The following is an 18,511-nucleotide window of genomic DNA, read 5'->3' on the forward strand; positions in this document are numbered from 1 at the left end:
TTTATACTATTGTTTACATAATATTATTATCCTTTCAATTTAAGTATCTAAACCTTCATACTTCCACCACAATCCTCATAGAAAGTTTTATGGAACCGCCTATTACTTAAAAAATACTTCTCCTTTTGACATCTGTTTACCTATTGTTTCTACTATATGTTTGATTATCTTTTCTTTTAATCTCCATCTTCTTACCTTTTGCGCTGGGTCTAAACCATTTTCTACTACTATTCTTTTCAAATCTTTCAAATCTAAGGGTTCGAGAAATTCTAATAGGCCATGAGGGCCATTCTTTTGATACATTTCATAAATATTCATATCGTAGGTTTTTGAGATGGTCTGTGATGATTTTTTCTTTTTCTTCGTATTTTTTATGTCATTAGATCTTTCGTCTAAACAGCTGAGTATACTTTTTGCGAATTCGTCATCTTCTTCGATCTTTTTGGCAATTGCTATAAATATAGTTGCAATTTGCTTCCTAATATTTGGATTATTATAATCAAACATATTGACAAAACTCCTCTGTTATTTGTGAAAATGCTTCAAATAAAGGGGACCCAGATGAACCATATTTTTGTTTTATTGTATTTACCCCTTCTGCTTCAAAATGAGTCGCATCAGCCGCTTTGGATGCAAGAGGAATTCTTGTTTCAAACAGCCTTGGTAGCTCTCCAGCAGCTGCTTTTGTTTGCATTTTCATTAAGGTAGTTTGGTGCCTAGTAACATTGGAACGATACATGGAAGCAATAATACCAAGTGCTTGAACGTTTGATTCTGTTCTTCTATTAAAACTATTAACACTGGATATTATTTGTGGGATTCCGTAAGTAGATAAATGATCAGGAATAGTGGGTATTAGGTAATAATCACTTATATTTAATCCATTTTGTGTGACAAGTCCTAAATTTGGAGGGCAATCAATTAAGACGTAATCATAATTTTTTATGTAGTCATTTACAGACCGTTTTAGTACATCAATCGGACGAATTAAAGCGGTTTGGCCAATATTAATGAGACGATCCTGAATTTGTACGAAGTCCAAACTTGATGGCAATAAGTGCAAATTAGACAATCCGCCATATAGGTTAGAACAGCCTTGTACCACGGAGCTTTCTAAGTCAAAATCGCTGGTATCATCTATCTTGTCTTTGAATAAATGAAACAATGTTCTATTAGAACTATTCCTCACTGCCCATTCATCCTCTCCTATCAAGGAGACAGTCGAGTTTGTTTGTGGGTCCAAATCAATGACTAAGACTTTATACTCTTTTTCAATAACTAAAAACTCAGCCAATCCAACGGTAAGAGTAGTCTTTCCTACACCCCCTTTAAGGTTTATAATACTTATAACTTTAGACATACTAACTCCCCCATTCTAAGTAGCATGTCATAAATATATTCATAGATATTTTGTCCCATGTGAAATGGGACATTTTTATATTAGTGATCGAGTTATCTGAAGCTCAATCCGGTCAGGTTTGGTATAGATAAATAATGAGATGGCGAACAGTGAAAGTCACTGTTCGCCATTCCCCTACTCTCTAATCAACAAAAACGCCCCAACCATCGGAATAACCACCAAATGGTTTACTTAAATTATCCAATTCCTTTTGAATCTTAATGATTTGATTATAATTTAATACCATTTTTTTAGAAGAACTACATGCCCACTCATCCGTTTCGTCATCTTGTTCTAAGAAACAATTGTAGCCCGCTCCTTTAAGTACTTCCGATAATTTTTCACCAGTAGCTTGATCCGGTACCGCTACAAAAAATTCGACAGATTGTGGTTTCTTAAAATTCACTCCATCTTTAAATAGACTTTGCAATGCCTGTCCATCGACATCATTTGGAAATTTCATTTGTTTTTCCTCCATACTCTAGTACATACAATGGTGTCATTGTCATTCAATTATTTCTTTTTTACTAATGCTCGTTTTAAGATTTTATAGATTTGGCAACCGATTCAACGGGTAGTGACCGGCACTATTTTACTTATTAAGAAGACCTAAAAAAGAACAAATAGTTAAGATTCCTTTATCAAAGTTTTCTAGGTTAAAGTGTTCGTTTGGAGCATGCAGATTTTCGTCTGGCAAACCGAATCCCATTAAGACAACGGGCGCATGTAGTGAATGGCTGAAATCCGATACAATTGGAATCGAACCACCTTCTCTTTTGTACACAGGCTCTTTCCCATATACGGTTTCATATGCTGCTGCCGCTTTTTGAATCATCGGACTATCGATCGGTGTTAAAAATGGATTTCCCGTATCTTGCAAGGTCACATCCACCGTACATCCTTTTGGTGCATGTTCTTCCAGGTGCTTTTTAATTAATCCCTGAATTTTTACCGGGTCCTGATTATGGACGAGACGGCAGGTAATTTTCGCATGAGCCTCGTTCGGGATGACTGTTTTTGTCCCTTCTCCTTGAAATCCTCCCCATAACCCATTTATCTCTAATGTTGGACGTGAATTGATTCTTTCAGAATAAGGAAAATCGTTAGTTTCTCCTCCCGTTAATTCCGTTAACCCTAATGTTTGTTTTAGCTTATCTTCATTGAAATCTAATGCTTTAATTTGTTCCTTTTCAAATTCGGTGAGTTCGACTACATCATCATAGAAATGTTCGACGTTTACCTTTCCGTTTTCGTCATGAAGAGTGGAAAGAAGCTGTACCAATAGATGGTTGGCATTTTGCACTCCACCGCCAAACATGCCTGAATGCAAATCAGAGTTAGCAGTCGTTAGTGAAAATTCTAATGCACTAAGACCTCTTAACGAATAGGTAATCGCAGGTACACCCCTGTCCCACATATCAGAATCAGAAATGACCACTACATCACAGGCTAATTTCTCTTTGTTTTCCGCTAAAAATGGCGGAAGATTGGGACTTCCGATTTCTTCTTCCCCTTCGATACAAAATTTCACGTTTACTGGTAATGTACCTTCTGATTTTAATAGTGTTTCCACTGCTTTTATATGTAAGAATGTTTGCCCCTTGTCATCAGTTGCCCCTCTTGCATAAATCTTTTCATCACGAATCGTCGGTTCAAATGGAGGCGTTTCCCATAGATGAACAGGATCAACAGGCTGCACGTCATAATGTCCGTATACTAAGACGGTTGGGGCATTTTCTTGATGAAGCCAGTCGGCATACACAATAGGATGACCTTTTGTCTGGATGATTTCAACGTGTTCCATTCCAATGGATTCAAGCTTTTTGGCAATCCAAGACGCTGCTTTTTGAATATCCTCTTTATGCTCGGATAAGGAGCTAATGCTTGGAATTCTTAGCAACTCTTTTAATTCCTCGACATTTTGTGTATGTTCATTGGATACTAATTCTGATAATTGACTCATGTTCTCACCTTTTCTCGTTTATTTTCAATTGGATTGACATTAGATGTTATGTATTCTTTGGTCTCTTTTAGTTTGAACAAAAATCATCTATATTTCCAGTATTTAATCAAATAATTTTTCTTTTTCTATAACCTCACATAAATTACTTTCGCTTTTTATTTAGATAGTATCCAATTAAAACAAGAGACGCATTTAAGGTTACAGATGATAAACTAAACTGTTTTCGAGTTTTAGGCTTTATCTTTACGATTTTTATACTAGGATTCGTTTTAGCTACAGATTCCTGTTTTTGATGAAGTGTTTTATTATGTGCTTCATTAAAAAGTAAATTGTCATAGCTCTTTCTTTTTTCAACATTTTTAAGAACTTCAAATGCTTCTTTCACTCTTTTAAACTGTTCAGCATTCCCTTTTTCTTTATCTGGATGTACTTCCTTTACCTTTTTTCGATAAGCTTCTTTAATCTCAAAAAATGTTGCATCATAGGGGACATCTAAAATACGATAGTAATTACCAATAGATCCCATGATTTCCGCCCTCTTTCGGTTTAAATAGCTTAATCTCCCGTTTTTAATCCTTCCAAAATAGTATTCTTGTTTTATATTAAATATTCGTATTTTAAACCCTACTATCTTTTCTCATGGGAAACCCACTTGTTAAACGAATTTAGGATAATAAAAAAGGAGCTGCACACTTGCAACTCCTTTTTTGAGTACATTCTTTTTTTTCAAAAACAAAAAGTATAATTGGCGTATGGATGGAAATCTCCATTGGAGGAGGTTATTTTCGAGTTTATGCAGAATGCGATAAGTTAGGTACCCTATTTTCTTCTTGATTATTATTAACCTTTCGCAAGCTAATCATTGCTAGAAAGGAAATATAGTAAAGCATTGCAAGATACCCCATTGCTGCCGTTACATTAGCGTGCTGCAGGATATATCCCACTAATATAGGAGATAATCCCCCTAAGGCTCTGCCAAAGTTAAAAATGGTATTAGTTGCTGTACTACGAGTCTCTACTGAATAATATTTACTAATCAAGGCTCCGTACCCTGCAAACATTCCATTCGAGAAGAAACCTACAACCGCACCGCCAATTAGAAGGCCAGCACTTCCAGATGCATAGGAGTATAAAAAGACAGCGACAGCCGAAGCTATTAAAAAGATTCCATATGAGCGCTTCATTCCCAAACGGTCAATAAAGATTCCGAATGTTAACATTCCTGCAATCATTCCTGCTGCCGTACTAATAGTCCAAAGAGCAGAGCTTGATACTGATAATCCTTGTGATTGTTGGAGCATAGAAGGAAGCCAAATCATCAAACCATTATAACCAGCAATCTGGACCGTTGCCATTATGGCCAAAGCAATCGTGGTGAAAGTAATTCTAGGGGTAGAGAACAATTGCGTTAATTTCCCCTGTTTCTTCACGAGGTTTTCTTTCTTTTGCGAAGCCAGCCATACTGGTGATTCGTCTAAATTCTTTCGTACGATAAAGGCGAAAATAACCGGAGCCAATCCAACGAAAAACAATCCTCTCCATCCCCAAGAAGGAAGAATGACCGCACTAAGAAGAGCAGCTAGGATAACACCATATTGAGCACCCACACTAACGTAAGAAGAAGCACGCCCTTGTTTATTCTTTGGCCATGCCTCCGCAACGAGTGCCATACCAATCCCGTATTCTCCACCAGCCCCTAAGCCAGCAATAAACCTAAATATATAGACTTGTTCAATATTCTGTGCCAGCCCGGTTAATGCTGTTCCAATAGCAAATAGTAGAATCGTATAGGTAAATATTCTAACTCTGCCAAATTTATCTGCTAATATACCGAAAATAACTCCCCCGGCAAGCATTCCTAGATTTGTAATAGAAGAAATTAGCCCTCCGGCTGTCATATCAATATGAAATTGCGAAATAATCATTGACATCGCAAAGGATATAAACATGATATCCATGCCCTCTAATGTTAAACCTGCTACTGATGCTACTACTGTTTTTTTACGATAATCCAATTTTGTCATTCTCCTTTCAAGCCTCACGGGACTTAGATTAAAAGATAGTGGCAAAAATAAAACCCTTCCATCCAAAGGACAAAAGGGTATCATAGACATAAGTAATATGTATGAGATTTCTTTCGCCTTTTTGGACTCTCTGGACCAAATTAAAGGGTTTTAATTTCAACTAATAGTAGCATGTTATTCGTCACATGACAATATTTTAATATAATAAACTAATATTTTTTACCAACAAGGAAAGTTTACAGTCACAAAACTAAACGATGCTTGTTTTTGATTAGTAACGGAAAACATTGGTATTAAGAGAGCATCTGCCAACAAAAAGAGAATAGCGGAAAGTCCAAAAGATTGTCATTAAAAAAGCTATCCAAAACATAGGATAGCCAAAAAAGTCTATTGTTTACATATTATAATTATTTATAACATCAATACAAACAGTGACTGTCATTGTTAGCCATTCTTACATACGGTCAAATAAAAACCCAGAGAACCTTTCCTGACGTTTTTTAGTTACTAATCACAATATCATCAAAATTAATTCTCTGTCCTGTTGTACCTGAAACAACAATGCGGAAGCGTACCGGTGCTGTTTGGTTCAGCGTAAATGTTTTCACCGTTAAAGTGGATGTACTAGTATTCGTACTTCCTACGTTTGTCCACGACGAACCGCTATTAGTAGACATTTGAAGCTGCCAATTGGCCCCGCTATCGGTACTGAAATTAGCATGAGAAATCTGTATGCTTTTTGCTCCACTTACATTGAAGTTCATGGTAATAGCTCCGGCTGATCGTACACGTGCCGACTGTGTACCCGTTTTCTTATCTCCTGACAAATTGCCAATAAGCGCATTATCAAAATACCATGAACCACTTGCGAGTGTTACATTGCCTGAAGTATAAGCTGTTTTGGTTCCCGATTCAAATTTTTCATTCAATACCGTTGTCCCGCCGGATCCGCCTGATCCACTAGAACCGTAACCATAGGAACCGGATTTAAACGTGGAAGAATCATACCATTTATAGCCTGTTGCTGGTGCAGCCCACGGTTCAGCCTGAGGCTCAGTAGATGTTTGTGGATTTTCCATCGATAATAAGGAAGTTGGCTGGTCAAGCTGCAGTCCGCTCACCTGTGATAACGCCGTATAACTTTCTTGTTTTGCCAACCAGTCGATGATATTCACAAGTAATGTACCATCATTCTGTTCCTTAAAACCATCGTACGTTGTCTTACTGGAGCCTGTTTCCTCACGTAAATATTTTGGACTCGCATCTTCTACAGGTGAAGAATCTCCGATAAATGCTGCTTTTCCTATACCTAGCTTAGCGACAGCTGCATACGGGCCCTCTGCTCTGCCCCCGCCATTATAGACACCTTGATCCACAGCATTTCCCCACGCCAAAGATGTTGAAGGAAGATAGACAATTCCTTTTGCTTTATTCGGATCGGTTATAGCTAGCGTTGACCCTGCATGCATGGCAACAGTAGAGACCCCCGTAGTAATTCCGAAGGCTTGACTTGGTGCCACAATATCATTGGCTGTTACATCGCCAATCGCGTTGTAACGGAAACGGATTCCAAAGTTGGTTGAAAGCCAGTCCGATCCTGTTACTCCCTGCATGGCTGCAGACGAAGCCTCTTCCGTACTCATTCCTTTTGTAGGATTGGAATAGGCACCTCTTCGATAACCATTAAAGACCTCCGAAGCATCCCAACGATTCTTGTTGCGGTCCGCATTATAATGGTCGCCGATAAAAAAGAGACTCCCGCCATTTTGCACATATTGGATCATGGCAGCTTGTTCAGATGTTTTGTAAGGGATATTTGCTTCTCCAATAATGAATACATTATAGCCTTGTAAATCTTCATAGGTAATCGGTGAATTTTTACGCAGTTCTTTTGCATAATACCCTTTGTTTGCTAAGGCATTGGCAAAGTCAGAAAACCCTCCATCCAAAACCCAATCGGCCGCTCCTGCCGTTTGTCCGTGAGTATTATCAAATAAGATTTTCTTCCCATTAGCCGTACCGACTGGCTGCAGCTGTGGAGCAGGATCTAGTGCATTCTCGGCTGAAGCATTCGGTGTAACATAAAAAAGAGAGGAGATTAATAGAAAAACTAATGCAATCACTGAAAATCGTTGACGTGTCAATCAAATCACTCCTTTAATGTGTGTTCCTCATTAAAGTACCACACTAGTATTAAGGTAGTGTGGTGAATTCGTAAAATTAAAAATTTTCCCAACATGAACCATGATCTACATGCACCACGTAAACAAACATTCGAATAAATGTAAAAAGTGCCGCTTCAATTGCTGAAACGGTACTTCTTTAAGTTAGTGATTGCTTCCCTTTTACCTCAATCCGATCCGGTCTTGTATAGATATTTAAGGAATGATTGCGGAGAAAACCAACGGTCGTAATTTGAAGCTCTTCCGCGAGCCTTAGGGCTAGTTCGGTTGGTGCTGATTTTGACAGAACAATCCCGCAACCTATTTTCGCTACTTTTAGCAAAACTTCTGAAGAAATTCGACCACTAAAAACAATAATCTTGTCTGAAAGGGAGATCGAATGCTGCAAGCAATAACCATAAATTTTATCTAAAGCATTATGTCGCCCTATGTCCGTCCTATCCACAATAATACCATTACGGTCACAAAGTGCTGCATTATGAACCCCACCCGTGTCCTGGAAGATTACAGACGACTCCTGCATCAGTTGCATTAACTGAAAGCATTGGTCGATAGAAATCGTCGCATCAACGTTTTCCAATGGTTTAACGGTTCTTGCATCATTATAAAAATAAAAACTTTGACGGCTTTTTCCGCAACAGGAGGTGACTACTCGCTTGGAATGGAACAATTCGTTTAGTTTGTTGACCTTATGCGTATTGACAATGGCGCGCCCGGTCGCTTCAATCATCGTAAGTTCCTTAATTTCTGAGATACTTCTGATAATTCCTTCTGACGCCAAAAAGCCAACCACTAATTCCTCGATGTGCTCAGGGCTGCAGACGAGTGTCGCGAATTCCTCCCCATTTAGAACAATGGTGATCGGATATTCCGTGACGATGGTATCCGTCACTCTTTGTATGGCTCCATCCTCATACCGCCATATATTACTTTCTAGTTTCATTGGCTGATCCATACTTTTTCACTCCCAGTTACTTTCCCTCAATCGGCTGGTCAAAAACGAATACAGTCATCGCAATATCTTCTTTGATATTAATGTCAGAGAATAACCGTAGTACTTTTGCACCCATCAATTCTTGAAATTTTAAAAGGACCTCTGGCTTTTTATAGATTTCCTTCACAAATCTCGTTCTCGTTTCATGGACCATCTGTTCACCATGATCCGAAGTAATCATAAACTTCTCCACATTCGTCAGGTTCCCTTTCATTTCACTTATCGCCCAAGAACCGATAAATTTAGTCGTAATTTCCTTTGGACCATTCCCGACATATTCCTTCCGAATCTCACGAACAAGCATGCTAAATTGATGCTCCAAATTCTTTGCCAAAAATTGTCCCTCCTTACTCATACACTTAGTTAGGTTTTGAAGAGGAAACCCATTCATCAACTTCACCGAATGGGTTTGCATTTTACTCTTTTAATCCCTCACCCATGCCTTTTAACAGATTAAAGCCAAAACCGATTGCTCGGTTAATATCAGGATCTTTTAACGCCTTCATTAAGTCCAATAGTCCAATTTTGGAATCCTCTTTTAATCCCTGCTCCGCCTTTTTTAATCCATGGGTCAGGCTTTTCGCAAGCTTACCCGTTGTTTCCGGGTCCAACTCCGTTAACATACCGCCTGCTGCCATCGCATTGTTTATCATGTTCGTGACGGGCTCTCGTGTAAGCTGGCCGACAGCGATTTTTGCTGCCTTCTCTTTCGCTTTTAAAAGACTTCCAAACGCATCTAAGATTCCACTATCGTGTAATTCTTGAATCAGACTCAATGTTTCAAGTAACGAGTCCTTATTTTCCGCAACCCCGGAGAGAAGATTCTCCAGGGATTGCATTTTCTTTTGTTCTTCTGTCAGTTCTATTTTTTCAATGACTTTAATCGGCTTGGCCATTATGCATTCCTCCTGTCATAAAAACCAGGTGTAACATACTCGTTCACATCGGCAATCGGTGTGTAGTCACTGCGTTCCCACTTGCGGTAGATTTCCAGGCCCATTTGCGGTGTACGGGTCGCATTACGTGGATTGTATCTTGGAAGCGGATTTTCACCTTTCAGTTCAAGTACTTCCATCCGTACTTTCGCTTGTTTATAAGCTGGGGTATGTGTCACGACATCCACCGCCCCACCAGTCAGAAGGTTTACCGCACTCTCGTGGCTTGAAGAATGCATTGGCACATACACTGTTTTCCCTTCTACGCGGTCGGTTACAAGTACAGGAAGTTTAATAGCTCCGTATGGTGAGACAAGACGTACAAGTGTGCCGTCCTTTACTCCGCGTTCTTCCGCTAATTCTGGAGAAACCTCCACGAATACCTTAGGGAATTTGTAATTTAGTCCCTCAGATTTCTGTGTTAAGTTTCCTTCATGGAAGTGTTCCAACAGACGTCCATTATCCAACGCGAGATCAAATTCCTGAGGGAACTCCATTGGTGGTACATAATCAAACAAGCCGAAGCGAGCTTTTTTATCAGGGAAATTAAAGCCGTCTGTGAAAAGCAGCGGTGTGTTTGATCCATCTTGAGAACCCCAGTGGAAGCTGTTCCAGCCTTCAAGCACTTCATAGTTACACTGGCTGAAGAAAGGTGTTAAGCTTGCCATTTCGTCAAAAATCTCACTTGGATGTGTATAATTCCAATCAAAGCCCATTTTTTTCGCGAGCTGTGTAAAAATCCACCAGTCCGGTTTGCTATCGCCTAGCGGCTGTAATGCTTGGTATAAGCGCTGCACGCGGCGTTCGGTATTAGTAAACGTTCCATCTTTTTCAAGAGAAGGTGCTCCTGGTAAAATAACATCAGCAAATTGGGCTGTTGTTGTTAAGAAGATTTCTTGTACGACAAGGAAATCTAATTTCTCAAGCATCGCTTGTGTATGGTTCGAATCTGCATCCACCCATGCCATGTCCTCACCCGCGATGTACATTGCTTTCATCTCGCCTCGGTCGACAGCCCCGAGCATTTCAATATTGTCAAGGCCAGGATTTGGTGAGATTTCCACACCATACGCCTTTTCGAATTTTTCACGGATTTCCACATTTGTTACGGACTGATAGCCTGGGAAGATATTAGGCATAGTACCCATATCTGCAGCACCCTGCACATTATTATGCCCGCGTAATGGGTAGGCGCCAGCGTTTGGACGCATCATGTTACCTGTTGCAAGAAGAAGGTTTGCAATCGCAACAGAGGTGTGTGAGCCTGCAATATTTTGCGTGACACCCATTCCCCAACAAATGACAGTTCCATCCGCATCACGCATCATTTCTGCCATTTGAATTAAGGTTTCTTTTGCGATTCCCGTAATCTTCTCTGCCTCATCCAAACTGTACGGCTCAATCATTTTTAAGAATTCATCATAGTGATTGACATGCTCTGTGATAAAATTCACATCGTGCCAGCCTTGGTCAATGATATACTTTGTAATAGCGGAAAGCCATACAAAGTCTGTTCCTTGTTTTGGACGAACAAACAAGTCCGCTCGGTCACCCATTTCATGTCTGCGAACGTCCACGGTAATCAATTTTTGACCGTGAAGCTTTTGCGCACGTTTAATACGTGTAGAAAGAACAGGGTGTCCTTCTGCTGGCGCACATCCAACTAGCATGACAAGACCAGCTCCCGCGATATCCTGAATCGTTCCAGAATCACCGCCGATGCCTCCAGTTTGCTGAAGTCCCCATGAAGCAGGTGACTGGCAATAACGAGAACAGTTGTCCACATTATTGGTTCCGAACACTTGACGAGCCATCTTTTGGATCAGATAGTTTTCTTCGTTCGTAATTTTAGATGAAGCAATAAAGCCAATTGCATCGCTGCCATGGGTTTCTTTAATTCCACCAAGTTTTTCTGCTACAAGTGAAAGAGCTTCATCCCAACTCGCTTCCACAAACACATCACCTTTACGGATTAACGGTGTGGTAATACGTTCTTGTGAATTGACAAAATCCCATCCGAATTTTCCTTTTACACAAGTGGAAACACTGTTAACTGGCGCATTTTCAGATGGTTCAATTTTAAGAATTTCACGGTCTTTTGTCCATACTTCAAATGAACAACCCACACCGCAGAATGTACAAACGGTTTTGGTCTTCTCAATTCGCTCTTCACGCATGGCTGCTTCTACTTCTGACACGGCCATGATGGTTTGATAATCAGGCTCGACTGCCTTTACGATATCAATCATAGGTGTAAGTAAGTCATCAGAAATACCTGTCATAAATCCTGCATTTCCAAGCATGGACTTTTCCATTAATGCGTTACAAGGACAAACAGTCACACATTGACCGCAGGATACGCAAGAGGATTCGTTAATGCTTTTTCCTCCGTCCCATAATACACGCGGCTGATTGGTTTCCCAGTTAATAGTTAGTGTTTCATTCACTTGAAGATCCTGACAAGTTTCCACACAGCGTCCGCACAAAATACATTGATCCGGATCATAGCGATAAAACGGGTGCGACATATCTACTTCGTAGCCCTTCGAACGGTGAGGTCTAGTTTGGTGTTCAATTCCCATCAATTCTGCCGTATTATGTACACGGCAATTGCCATTGTTATTGTCACATACGGTGCAATATAATAGATGGTTCTCAAGAATGCGATCCATCGCTTCCTCTTGAGCGTTCTTTGCCAGCTCAGACGAAGTCAAGATGTCCATTCCGTCCTCTACCACAGTAGAACAGGCACGCATAATGCTGCCATTAACTTCACACATACACGTATCACAGCTCTGTACCGGTCCAAGAACCTCAGAATAGCAAATGTGCGGATGCTCCATCTCCTGTTTGAGTAAATAGTCTAAAATACGAGTTCCTTTTTCTACTTCGTGTGCTGTTCCGTTAATCAGAACATTCACTTTTTCACTCACTGTAAAGTCCTCCTTAGTTGAATGCAGAGAAATCTATTTAAAAATCACACATGATTAATGAGCACTAAATTCATACGAATTTTTCACTTAAATCAAAATGCTCCTATTATTCTATTAATTATACTATTAATATTGTTTTTTGCATTGAAAACCCTTACCTGATTATCCAGCTTTCTTTACGCTTGGTTTTGCATTTGAAAGTGGTTGAAGTGAATCCTTATGAACCATCCAATAGATTAGGGCTACAAAAATTCCCCCACCAATTGCATTTCCGATTACTACTGGGACAAAATTAGCAAAGTAATCTGCCCATGTGAAATGTCCCGCGAAGATCGCTGCAGGAATAACAAACATGTTGGCCACCACGTGCTGAAAACCGATCGCAACAAACCCCATAATTGGGAACCAAATCGCAAGAATTTTTCCACCGATATCATCTGCCCCAAAGGCAAGCCAAACACCTAAACAAACAAGCCAGTTACAGCCGACTGCCGAGATCACACTTTGAAGAAAGGTTTCGTCGATTTTGGCCTGTGCGATAGCAACAGTTTTTGTAAGGAATGGACCTGTTTCCGTTAACCCTAGGACATGACCAAAGAAAAATGCGACAAAGATGGCACCAATAAAGTTACTGACTAATACTAAGAGCCAATTTCTCGCCAGCTGCCCAAGCGTTGCGCGCCTTGCTAGTACAGCAATCGGAAGTGCCATCATATTCCCTGTTAACAATTCTCCACCCGCAATAATAATGAGCATGAGTCCAACCGGGAATACCGTACCACCTAAAAGTGAGCTGAATGTACCCCATTCCTTCGGTAAATTGGCAATGACGCGAATATCTAATAAAAATCCTAATGCAATAAAGGCTCCACCTAAAAATCCTAATAATAGTGCATGTTCAGCACGCATCGATGCTTTTTTTGCCCCTGCATCAACTGCTAATTCCGCAATACGCTGTGAACTATGAAACGCCATATCATTTCCTCCTGTAAGTTGAATATAAAAAGCAAATTGTTTATACAATTGGATAATTGCCGCTAACTGCGCCCACCACTTTTTCTAAAAGAAAACGCAAAAAAGCCCACCATAAATCGGTCCACATGCCAATGCATGTACCGTTTTACAGTGGGCTGATAACTGAGCATTTTATATACTAGCAATCCATCCCGCTACAGACACAATGGAAGAACAGGATATACAGTCAATCTTCAATTAACCTACATCAATGAACATTCCATCCTCTATAAACCTTTCTTATAGTAACATGGATTCATAGATTTGTGAACATTTTAGGAACTTTTTTGGTTTCACATTGGATTTTAAAGTATTACCTTCTCCTAAAGAAAAATATTATCTGTTCTGCAAATGAACAATAACTACTTTTCAGCCATGAGAATCGTCCATTAGCTTTAGTGTTTTGGTATTGGAATTTTTAAGATATTCACTTTTGAACCATCTTTCGCAGAGAAGACAAATAACTCCAATTTAGTATCATTAGTAGTTACCCTATCTTTTTCAAAGGTAATTTCGAATTCTCCCCATGCAGGAGCACCATCTGTTTGGTACTTATTATCCAACAATACTTTTTCTCCATCATAAAGAGTATAGTGAAAAACTCCTTCAAATACTTGGGCTTTACCTGATATAATGATTTTCTCTTCCGATTCAGCTACAACCACGTCTTTAAACACTTGGTTATGGTACACCTTTTTCTCAGGTATATTTGGAACTGGCTTTTGTTGATTAGTTGTTCCTTCTTGTTGTTGATGACAAGACACTAAACCAATCATGACTATTAATATAGAAAAAATACAACTGATTTTTTTCAATTTTTACACCCCCTTACTTTATTTTATTCACATTAAAACTTCCAAGAATTAATTAACAGGATTAATCTTAGCCAAACAAAAAAGCCGTCATACTGACCGACTTTTCAAGTTATTATTTACTATTTCTAATAATTATATATATTTCTACTACAATCCTAATCTTGTAAGAAAATCACTTAATGTTGTACCTTCAACACGTTCTTTCGGTTCAGGTGTTGTTTTGGCTGAAGGATTTTTCTTTAAATAGTTTTTCTGAATGTAGGCTATATCTTTGTCATCGACAGTTTTGTAGAAGTTGATGTCGGCACTGCGTTCGTTTTTGCCCCAGTGCTGTTCTACGTATAATGCGTCGAGTACATCAATCACATTGTCTTTATTGGCGTCTCCTGGTGTGGCAGCTCCCACATACATCCCCGAAAACCAATACGCTACAGTCTTACTATCATCGTCCACGTATCCAACAAAGAACGGCTTGTACAACGTGAAATGGCCTGGAAGATCGACTGATAATTCTAGTTCTTCTAAGGCAATCGGTAATTTTTCCCCAGTTATCTGTCCATATTTGTTGATGGTTACAGGATAAATGAGAGTATAGTAGTTTGATTTTTCGTAATTTATTAGATATAAAAGATTAGAAATAAAAAATATATTGGGGTAAAAATATAACCATTAAAAGAAATAGGATGTTTCATAATTTACAAAATAAAAAAGCTTGGTATACCAAGCTTATTTTATACTATTTAATTACCTAAATCATTCGCTCATTTAGTTTGAAAATGTAAACTATCCGCTTTATTGAGTAAAAAGTCTGCCGGCTCTTTCCCATACAAATACAACCGGTGCATCGGTCTTGTCATCGATACGTACAACAATTTGATGTCTAAATCTACTTCAGAATACGGTTCTTCTAAGCAGACAAGTAACACGGCATCAAACTCCAACCCTTTTGATAGGTAAGAAGGTAAAATTACGATATGCCCCTTCTTCATCTCTACTTTTTCCTCTAATAACTGAATCGGCAGATCACTGTTTTCAAAAAGCTGGTGGATTCTTTGACATTCTTTATCGGTACGTCCAATAATCGCAATGGAGTGCAGTTCTTCCTTTTTAAAAGAGGAAATATCCTCTTCCAGCTGCAACCTCACCTGCTCCAAATTCGTAGGTTCTATCCTTTTAAAATATGGCTTGTCACCATGCCGAATAACTGGTACAACTTTTGGCAGGTCTTGGTCAATCAGCATTAAGATATCATTAGCCAGATTCATGATTTCAACGGTTGTCCGGTAGCTTTTTTGTAAGGCTTGATAGTTTGCATTCGGGAAGATTTCTTCCAAAACCGGCTTCCAGCTGTTTAAGCCACGATAAGAATGAATGCCTTGTGCCAAATCTCCCACAATGGTGAACAGGTCGGTCTCAAAGCCTTCTTTTAATGCAGCAAATTGAAAATAGCTATAATCCTGCGCTTCATCTATAAAAATACTGCGCATTTTATATTTTTCATCGATACCTTCGAGCTTTGCCTGCATGAAAAATAACGGTGCTAAATCTTCTAACTCGTACGCTCCTCGATTAAAAATTCGCTGACAATATTTACTTAAAAGCTTACATTCTTGTTCTGAAAGCGTTGTGGAATGCTCTTTGATCTTTTCAGGAGAAGTCATTAGTTCCTTATACAGGGTGAAAATATCTTTCATGACAAACGCATCCATATATTTTTTTACTGCGACCTTTGCCTCCTGCTCCACCCTCTTTTTTCTTTTTTCCTTTGTTTCCATTAAGGAAACAACTTTTTGCTTTCTTTTATCTGGTTTCAGCTTTGTGTTAAATAGGGCTTTCTCTAGTGCCTCTTCATATTTCTTATTAAGATTCGATAACATCAGCGATTTCTTCTTTTTCAAATCTTCTTCTAACAGGTTCTTTATCTTTTCAATTCTTTTATAGATTGGTAAGTACGTATATTCTTTTAGAAAAAGTTTTTTTAGTTTAAGACCCTTCATCAGAACGGAATTTTCCACGACAAAATCTTCTTGTGGAGCTAGTTTATATTGCAATTCTTTTACATATAGTTCGATTACTTCCTTAAATTCGAGCGATCCTTTATAGCTAGACACCCATTGAAGCGATTTATTTTTCCCATTCTTTTCAAGCAGCTTCATCAGTTTAGAGTTAGGTGAAAATAGCTTGATTTTCTGGCCGAGGCATCTTCTCATAAAATCGATATAGGTGGTTTGATTAATCTTGTTGACCCCTAATTCCGGTAGGACGGCGGAAATATAGTCAATAAACAGTCTGTTTGGTGCGAGAATCATTAATTTTTCTGGAGGAAATTGAAACCCAAAGGAATAGAGAAAGTAGGATATTCTATGGAGTGCGATGGTTGTTTTCCCGCTTCCGGCGGCCCCTTGAACGATAATCGGGTGTTTCAGAGATGCCCGGATTACTTCATTTTGCTCATTTTGAATCGTCGCCACGATTTCTGTTAAGCGATTGTCTGCTTTTCCAGACAAAGATTTCTGTAACAGCTCATCATGAGTAGTTAAATCGATGTCTCTTATGTCTTTTAAGAGTCCCTCGACGATGTCATATTGCCTTTTTAAGGATAAGTAGCCTGATTGTTCCTCTCCGTATGCCTCATAGGATACCTCTCCCAGCCGGCCGTCATAATAGACATTGGCAATTGGAGACCTCCAATCCACGATAATGGGCAGCTGTGTCACACGGTCAAATAATGATACTTTTCCTATGTAGAGAACTTCTTCCTTGTTGGTACTATTGCTCGTAAAATCAATCCTTGAAAAATAGGGTTTGCCAATGACGCTTTCTAATCTTTTCAGTTCAGTTTCTGCTAATTCAAGAAAGCTGGCATTCGCGAGGAGATCCGTGTAGCTTGAACTACTATCACCAGAATTCAGATCGGCAAAAGATTGCCTCATATTTTCAACAAAAAATTCCTTATTCCCTTTCGAAATGTCTAAAACCGTTCGTATGTATTCCTTCGTAAACTCCAGGCGCTCTACTTCTGCTTGATAGTCTTTATGATTATGGACAGACACTTGGTCTTTAGCACTCATCTTATTCACTCCTCACCTAACAATTGGGAAGCACGAATAATTAGAATATACTAAATCTTTGTGTCTAGTCAAGTGTTTCAAAAATGCATCAAATAAAGAATGAAAATATTGTGGTGAATTATGAGGTAAATTACAAAAATCGCCTTCAAAATTCATTTTTGAAGCTAAAATGGTTCGAAAAATGACAAAAAAGCCCTCAAATGTGATTTTTCGTGATTCGTATTACTTAGCCTAACCCGTTATTGTGAATATGCCGGACATGTGGATTACCCACGTATGATGGCCTAAATCAATTTGATAAGGGTGGTTCAGGTACTATGAATTTAAAATCTGGAAACATTGAGGGATTTGAAAGTTTTTCACAGTTCGAGAATTTAAAGCAGTTTAATCATCATATGGAAATGTGGTTGCTCGATCATAAGAAAGATTTTACTAAAGGTGAGTTGGTTGGATTAAAAACTTTAGTTCGGTTCTCTGCCAAAATCCCTGGGGTTTGTAATGCTAAAATCGGTACCATGTTAAAAGCGATTAATCAAGAGTACAAGGAAAACATTCTTTCCCGTTCCACTTTTAAACGAATGATTTTGAAAGGCAAAAAAATAGGCATGTTCACTGTCTATGAAACCGAACGAAAAAACGGATCCCAGACTAGCAATCTCTATGTCTTTAATCGTTTTCCTACCAATGAACTACCTAAAACGGAAATCCTTGACTGCCCTAAAGAAACTATTAATCTTTTAAAAACTGAAAAAGATCACGAGATTTATAAACGTAAAGAAACACCGTCTGAATTGGACCACACTTTTGTGAGTGATCGTGTTCCACGGCCGTTTGTCCAATTGGTCCAATGCTTCTTTCCAGAGGCAAAACTCATTGAAGAATACTGGCATATGGCTCAGATTGTCGCCCGTGACTTTGAGCTAGATAAGAATTCAGCCATTGAACTCGCTATTCAATCCTTTAAACAACTAATGCGAAAACTAAAATTTACGAGCAGCGTGAAAAAGCCAATCGCCTACTTCTATGGAATTTTAAAAGAGAAGTCCTTTCAGTTTTATAACCAGAGGATGTACGAAATGCGTGAAGCAGGCTTCATCAAAGATCAACCGTTACGATTGTTCATTAATGGTGAAATCATAGAGTGGGATTGGTTAAATCAATCCCACAGTCATATCTAATA

General features: G+C 38.9%; 16 protein-coding genes. 1 reads left to right on the forward strand and 15 read right to left on the reverse strand.

The window, feature by feature from the left end; all coding sequences use genetic code 11:
- Positions 1-102 precede the first annotated feature (102 nt).
- The 15 genes from QE429_RS14770 to helD form a co-directional block, all read right to left on the reverse strand.
- Positions 103-507, reverse strand: a complete 405-nt coding sequence (locus QE429_RS14770; protein ID WP_307287964.1) for a hypothetical protein — start codon at positions 505-507, stop codon at positions 103-105.
- The gene (locus tag QE429_RS14775; protein ID WP_307287965.1) at positions 500-1,360 is read right to left on the reverse strand and encodes a ParA family protein; all 861 of its coding nucleotides are present in this window, start codon (positions 1,358-1,360) and stop codon (positions 500-502) included. The genes QE429_RS14770 and QE429_RS14775 overlap by 8 nt, the downstream gene beginning before the upstream one ends.
- 181 nt (positions 1,361-1,541) lie before the next feature.
- Complete coding sequence (locus QE429_RS14780; protein WP_307287967.1) at positions 1,542-1,862, reverse strand: ribonuclease E inhibitor RraB; 321 nt, start codon at positions 1,860-1,862, stop codon at positions 1,542-1,544.
- Between the two features lie 129 nt (positions 1,863-1,991).
- Positions 1,992-3,362 (reverse strand): dipeptidase, encoded by a 1,371-nt coding sequence (locus tag QE429_RS14785; protein ID WP_307287969.1) that lies wholly within the window; start codon positions 3,360-3,362, stop codon positions 1,992-1,994.
- A gap of 142 nt (positions 3,363-3,504) precedes the next feature.
- Positions 3,505-3,888 carry a J domain-containing protein gene (locus QE429_RS14790; RefSeq protein ID WP_307287971.1) on the reverse strand — a complete coding sequence of 128 codons (384 nt, stop codon included), beginning with the start codon at positions 3,886-3,888 and terminating at the stop codon, positions 3,505-3,507.
- Positions 3,889-4,153: 265 nt separating this feature from the next.
- On the reverse strand, positions 4,154-5,377 hold the full coding sequence (locus QE429_RS14795) for an MFS transporter (protein WP_307287972.1): 1,224 nt from the start codon (positions 5,375-5,377) through the stop codon (positions 4,154-4,156).
- A gap of 509 nt (positions 5,378-5,886) precedes the next feature.
- Entirely contained in the window at positions 5,887-7,509 is a 1,623-nt protein-coding gene (locus tag QE429_RS14800) for an Ig domain protein group 2 domain protein (RefSeq protein ID WP_373463258.1), read from the reverse strand.
- Between the two features lie 199 nt (positions 7,510-7,708).
- Positions 7,709-8,524 (reverse strand): formate dehydrogenase accessory sulfurtransferase FdhD, encoded by an 816-nt coding sequence (fdhD, locus tag QE429_RS14805; protein WP_307287974.1) that lies wholly within the window; start codon positions 8,522-8,524, stop codon positions 7,709-7,711.
- Between the two features lie 16 nt (positions 8,525-8,540).
- Positions 8,541-8,897: a Na-translocating system protein MpsC family protein gene (locus QE429_RS14810; RefSeq protein WP_307287976.1), complete on the reverse strand. Its 357-nt coding sequence runs from the start codon at positions 8,895-8,897 to the stop codon at positions 8,541-8,543.
- Positions 8,898-8,979: 82 nt separating this feature from the next.
- A complete protein-coding gene (locus QE429_RS14815; RefSeq protein ID WP_307287978.1) occupies positions 8,980-9,459 on the reverse strand; it encodes a helical membrane plugin domain-containing protein in 480 nt (159 codons plus the stop codon).
- On the reverse strand, positions 9,459-12,431 hold the full coding sequence (gene fdhF / locus QE429_RS14820; protein ID WP_373463204.1) for a formate dehydrogenase subunit alpha: 2,973 nt from the start codon (positions 12,429-12,431) through the stop codon (positions 9,459-9,461). Before fdhF ends, QE429_RS14815 begins: the two co-directional genes overlap by 1 nt.
- A gap of 162 nt (positions 12,432-12,593) precedes the next feature.
- Positions 12,594-13,406 carry a formate/nitrite transporter family protein gene (locus tag QE429_RS14825; RefSeq protein ID WP_307287980.1) on the reverse strand — a complete coding sequence of 271 codons (813 nt, stop codon included), beginning with the start codon at positions 13,404-13,406 and terminating at the stop codon, positions 12,594-12,596.
- Between the two features lie 434 nt (positions 13,407-13,840).
- The gene (locus QE429_RS14830; RefSeq protein ID WP_307287982.1) at positions 13,841-14,260 is read right to left on the reverse strand and encodes a Gmad2 immunoglobulin-like domain-containing protein; all 420 of its coding nucleotides are present in this window, start codon (positions 14,258-14,260) and stop codon (positions 13,841-13,843) included.
- A 147-nt stretch (positions 14,261-14,407) separates the two neighbouring features.
- Positions 14,408-14,740, reverse strand: a complete 333-nt coding sequence (locus QE429_RS14835; protein ID WP_307287984.1) for a dockerin type I domain-containing protein — start codon at positions 14,738-14,740, stop codon at positions 14,408-14,410.
- Positions 14,741-15,021: 281 nt separating this feature from the next.
- Positions 15,022-17,331, reverse strand: a complete 2,310-nt coding sequence (gene helD / locus QE429_RS14840) for an RNA polymerase recycling motor HelD (protein ID WP_307287986.1) — start codon at positions 17,329-17,331, stop codon at positions 15,022-15,024.
- A gap of 317 nt (positions 17,332-17,648) precedes the next feature.
- On the opposite strand from helD, the gene QE429_RS14845 reads away from it, so the two are divergent.
- Positions 17,649-18,509, forward strand: coding sequence for a hypothetical protein (locus tag QE429_RS14845; RefSeq protein ID WP_307287987.1), 861 nt, complete (start codon positions 17,649-17,651; stop codon positions 18,507-18,509).
- The last annotated feature ends 2 nt before the right edge of the window (positions 18,510-18,511 follow it).

This window comes from Bacillus sp. SORGH_AS_0510, assembly GCF_030818775.1.
In the GTDB taxonomy this organism is placed as follows: Bacteria; Bacillota; Bacilli; order Bacillales; family Cytobacillaceae; genus Neobacillus.

What these genes read in the sequence shown, in the direction of transcription:
- QE429_RS14775 (WP_307287965.1), bottom strand. Translation starts at nt 1,360, where the DNA reads ATGTCTAAAGTTATAAGTATTATAAACCTTAAAGGGGGTGTAGGAAAG.
- QE429_RS14825 (WP_307287980.1), bottom strand. Translation starts at nt 13,406, where the DNA reads ATGGCGTTTCATAGTTCACAGCGTATTGCGGAATTAGCAGTTGATGCA.
- QE429_RS14790 (WP_307287971.1), bottom strand. Translation starts at nt 3,888, where the DNA reads ATGGGATCTATTGGTAATTACTATCGTATTTTAGATGTCCCCTATGAT.
- QE429_RS14780 (WP_307287967.1), bottom strand. Translation starts at nt 1,862, where the DNA reads ATGAAATTTCCAAATGATGTCGATGGACAGGCATTGCAAAGTCTATTT.
- QE429_RS14815 (WP_307287978.1), bottom strand. Translation starts at nt 9,459, where the DNA reads ATGGCCAAGCCGATTAAAGTCATTGAAAAAATAGAACTGACAGAAGAA.
- QE429_RS14785 (WP_307287969.1), bottom strand. Translation starts at nt 3,362, where the DNA reads ATGAGTCAATTATCAGAATTAGTATCCAATGAACATACACAAAATGTC.
- QE429_RS14845 (WP_307287987.1), top strand. Translation starts at nt 17,649, where the DNA reads ATGAATTTAAAATCTGGAAACATTGAGGGATTTGAAAGTTTTTCACAG.
- QE429_RS14770 (WP_307287964.1), bottom strand. Translation starts at nt 507, where the DNA reads ATGTTTGATTATAATAATCCAAATATTAGGAAGCAAATTGCAACTATA.
- helD (WP_307287986.1), bottom strand. Translation starts at nt 17,331, where the DNA reads ATGAGTGCTAAAGACCAAGTGTCTGTCCATAATCATAAAGACTATCAA.
- fdhD (WP_307287974.1), bottom strand. Translation starts at nt 8,524, where the DNA reads ATGGATCAGCCAATGAAACTAGAAAGTAATATATGGCGGTATGAGGAT.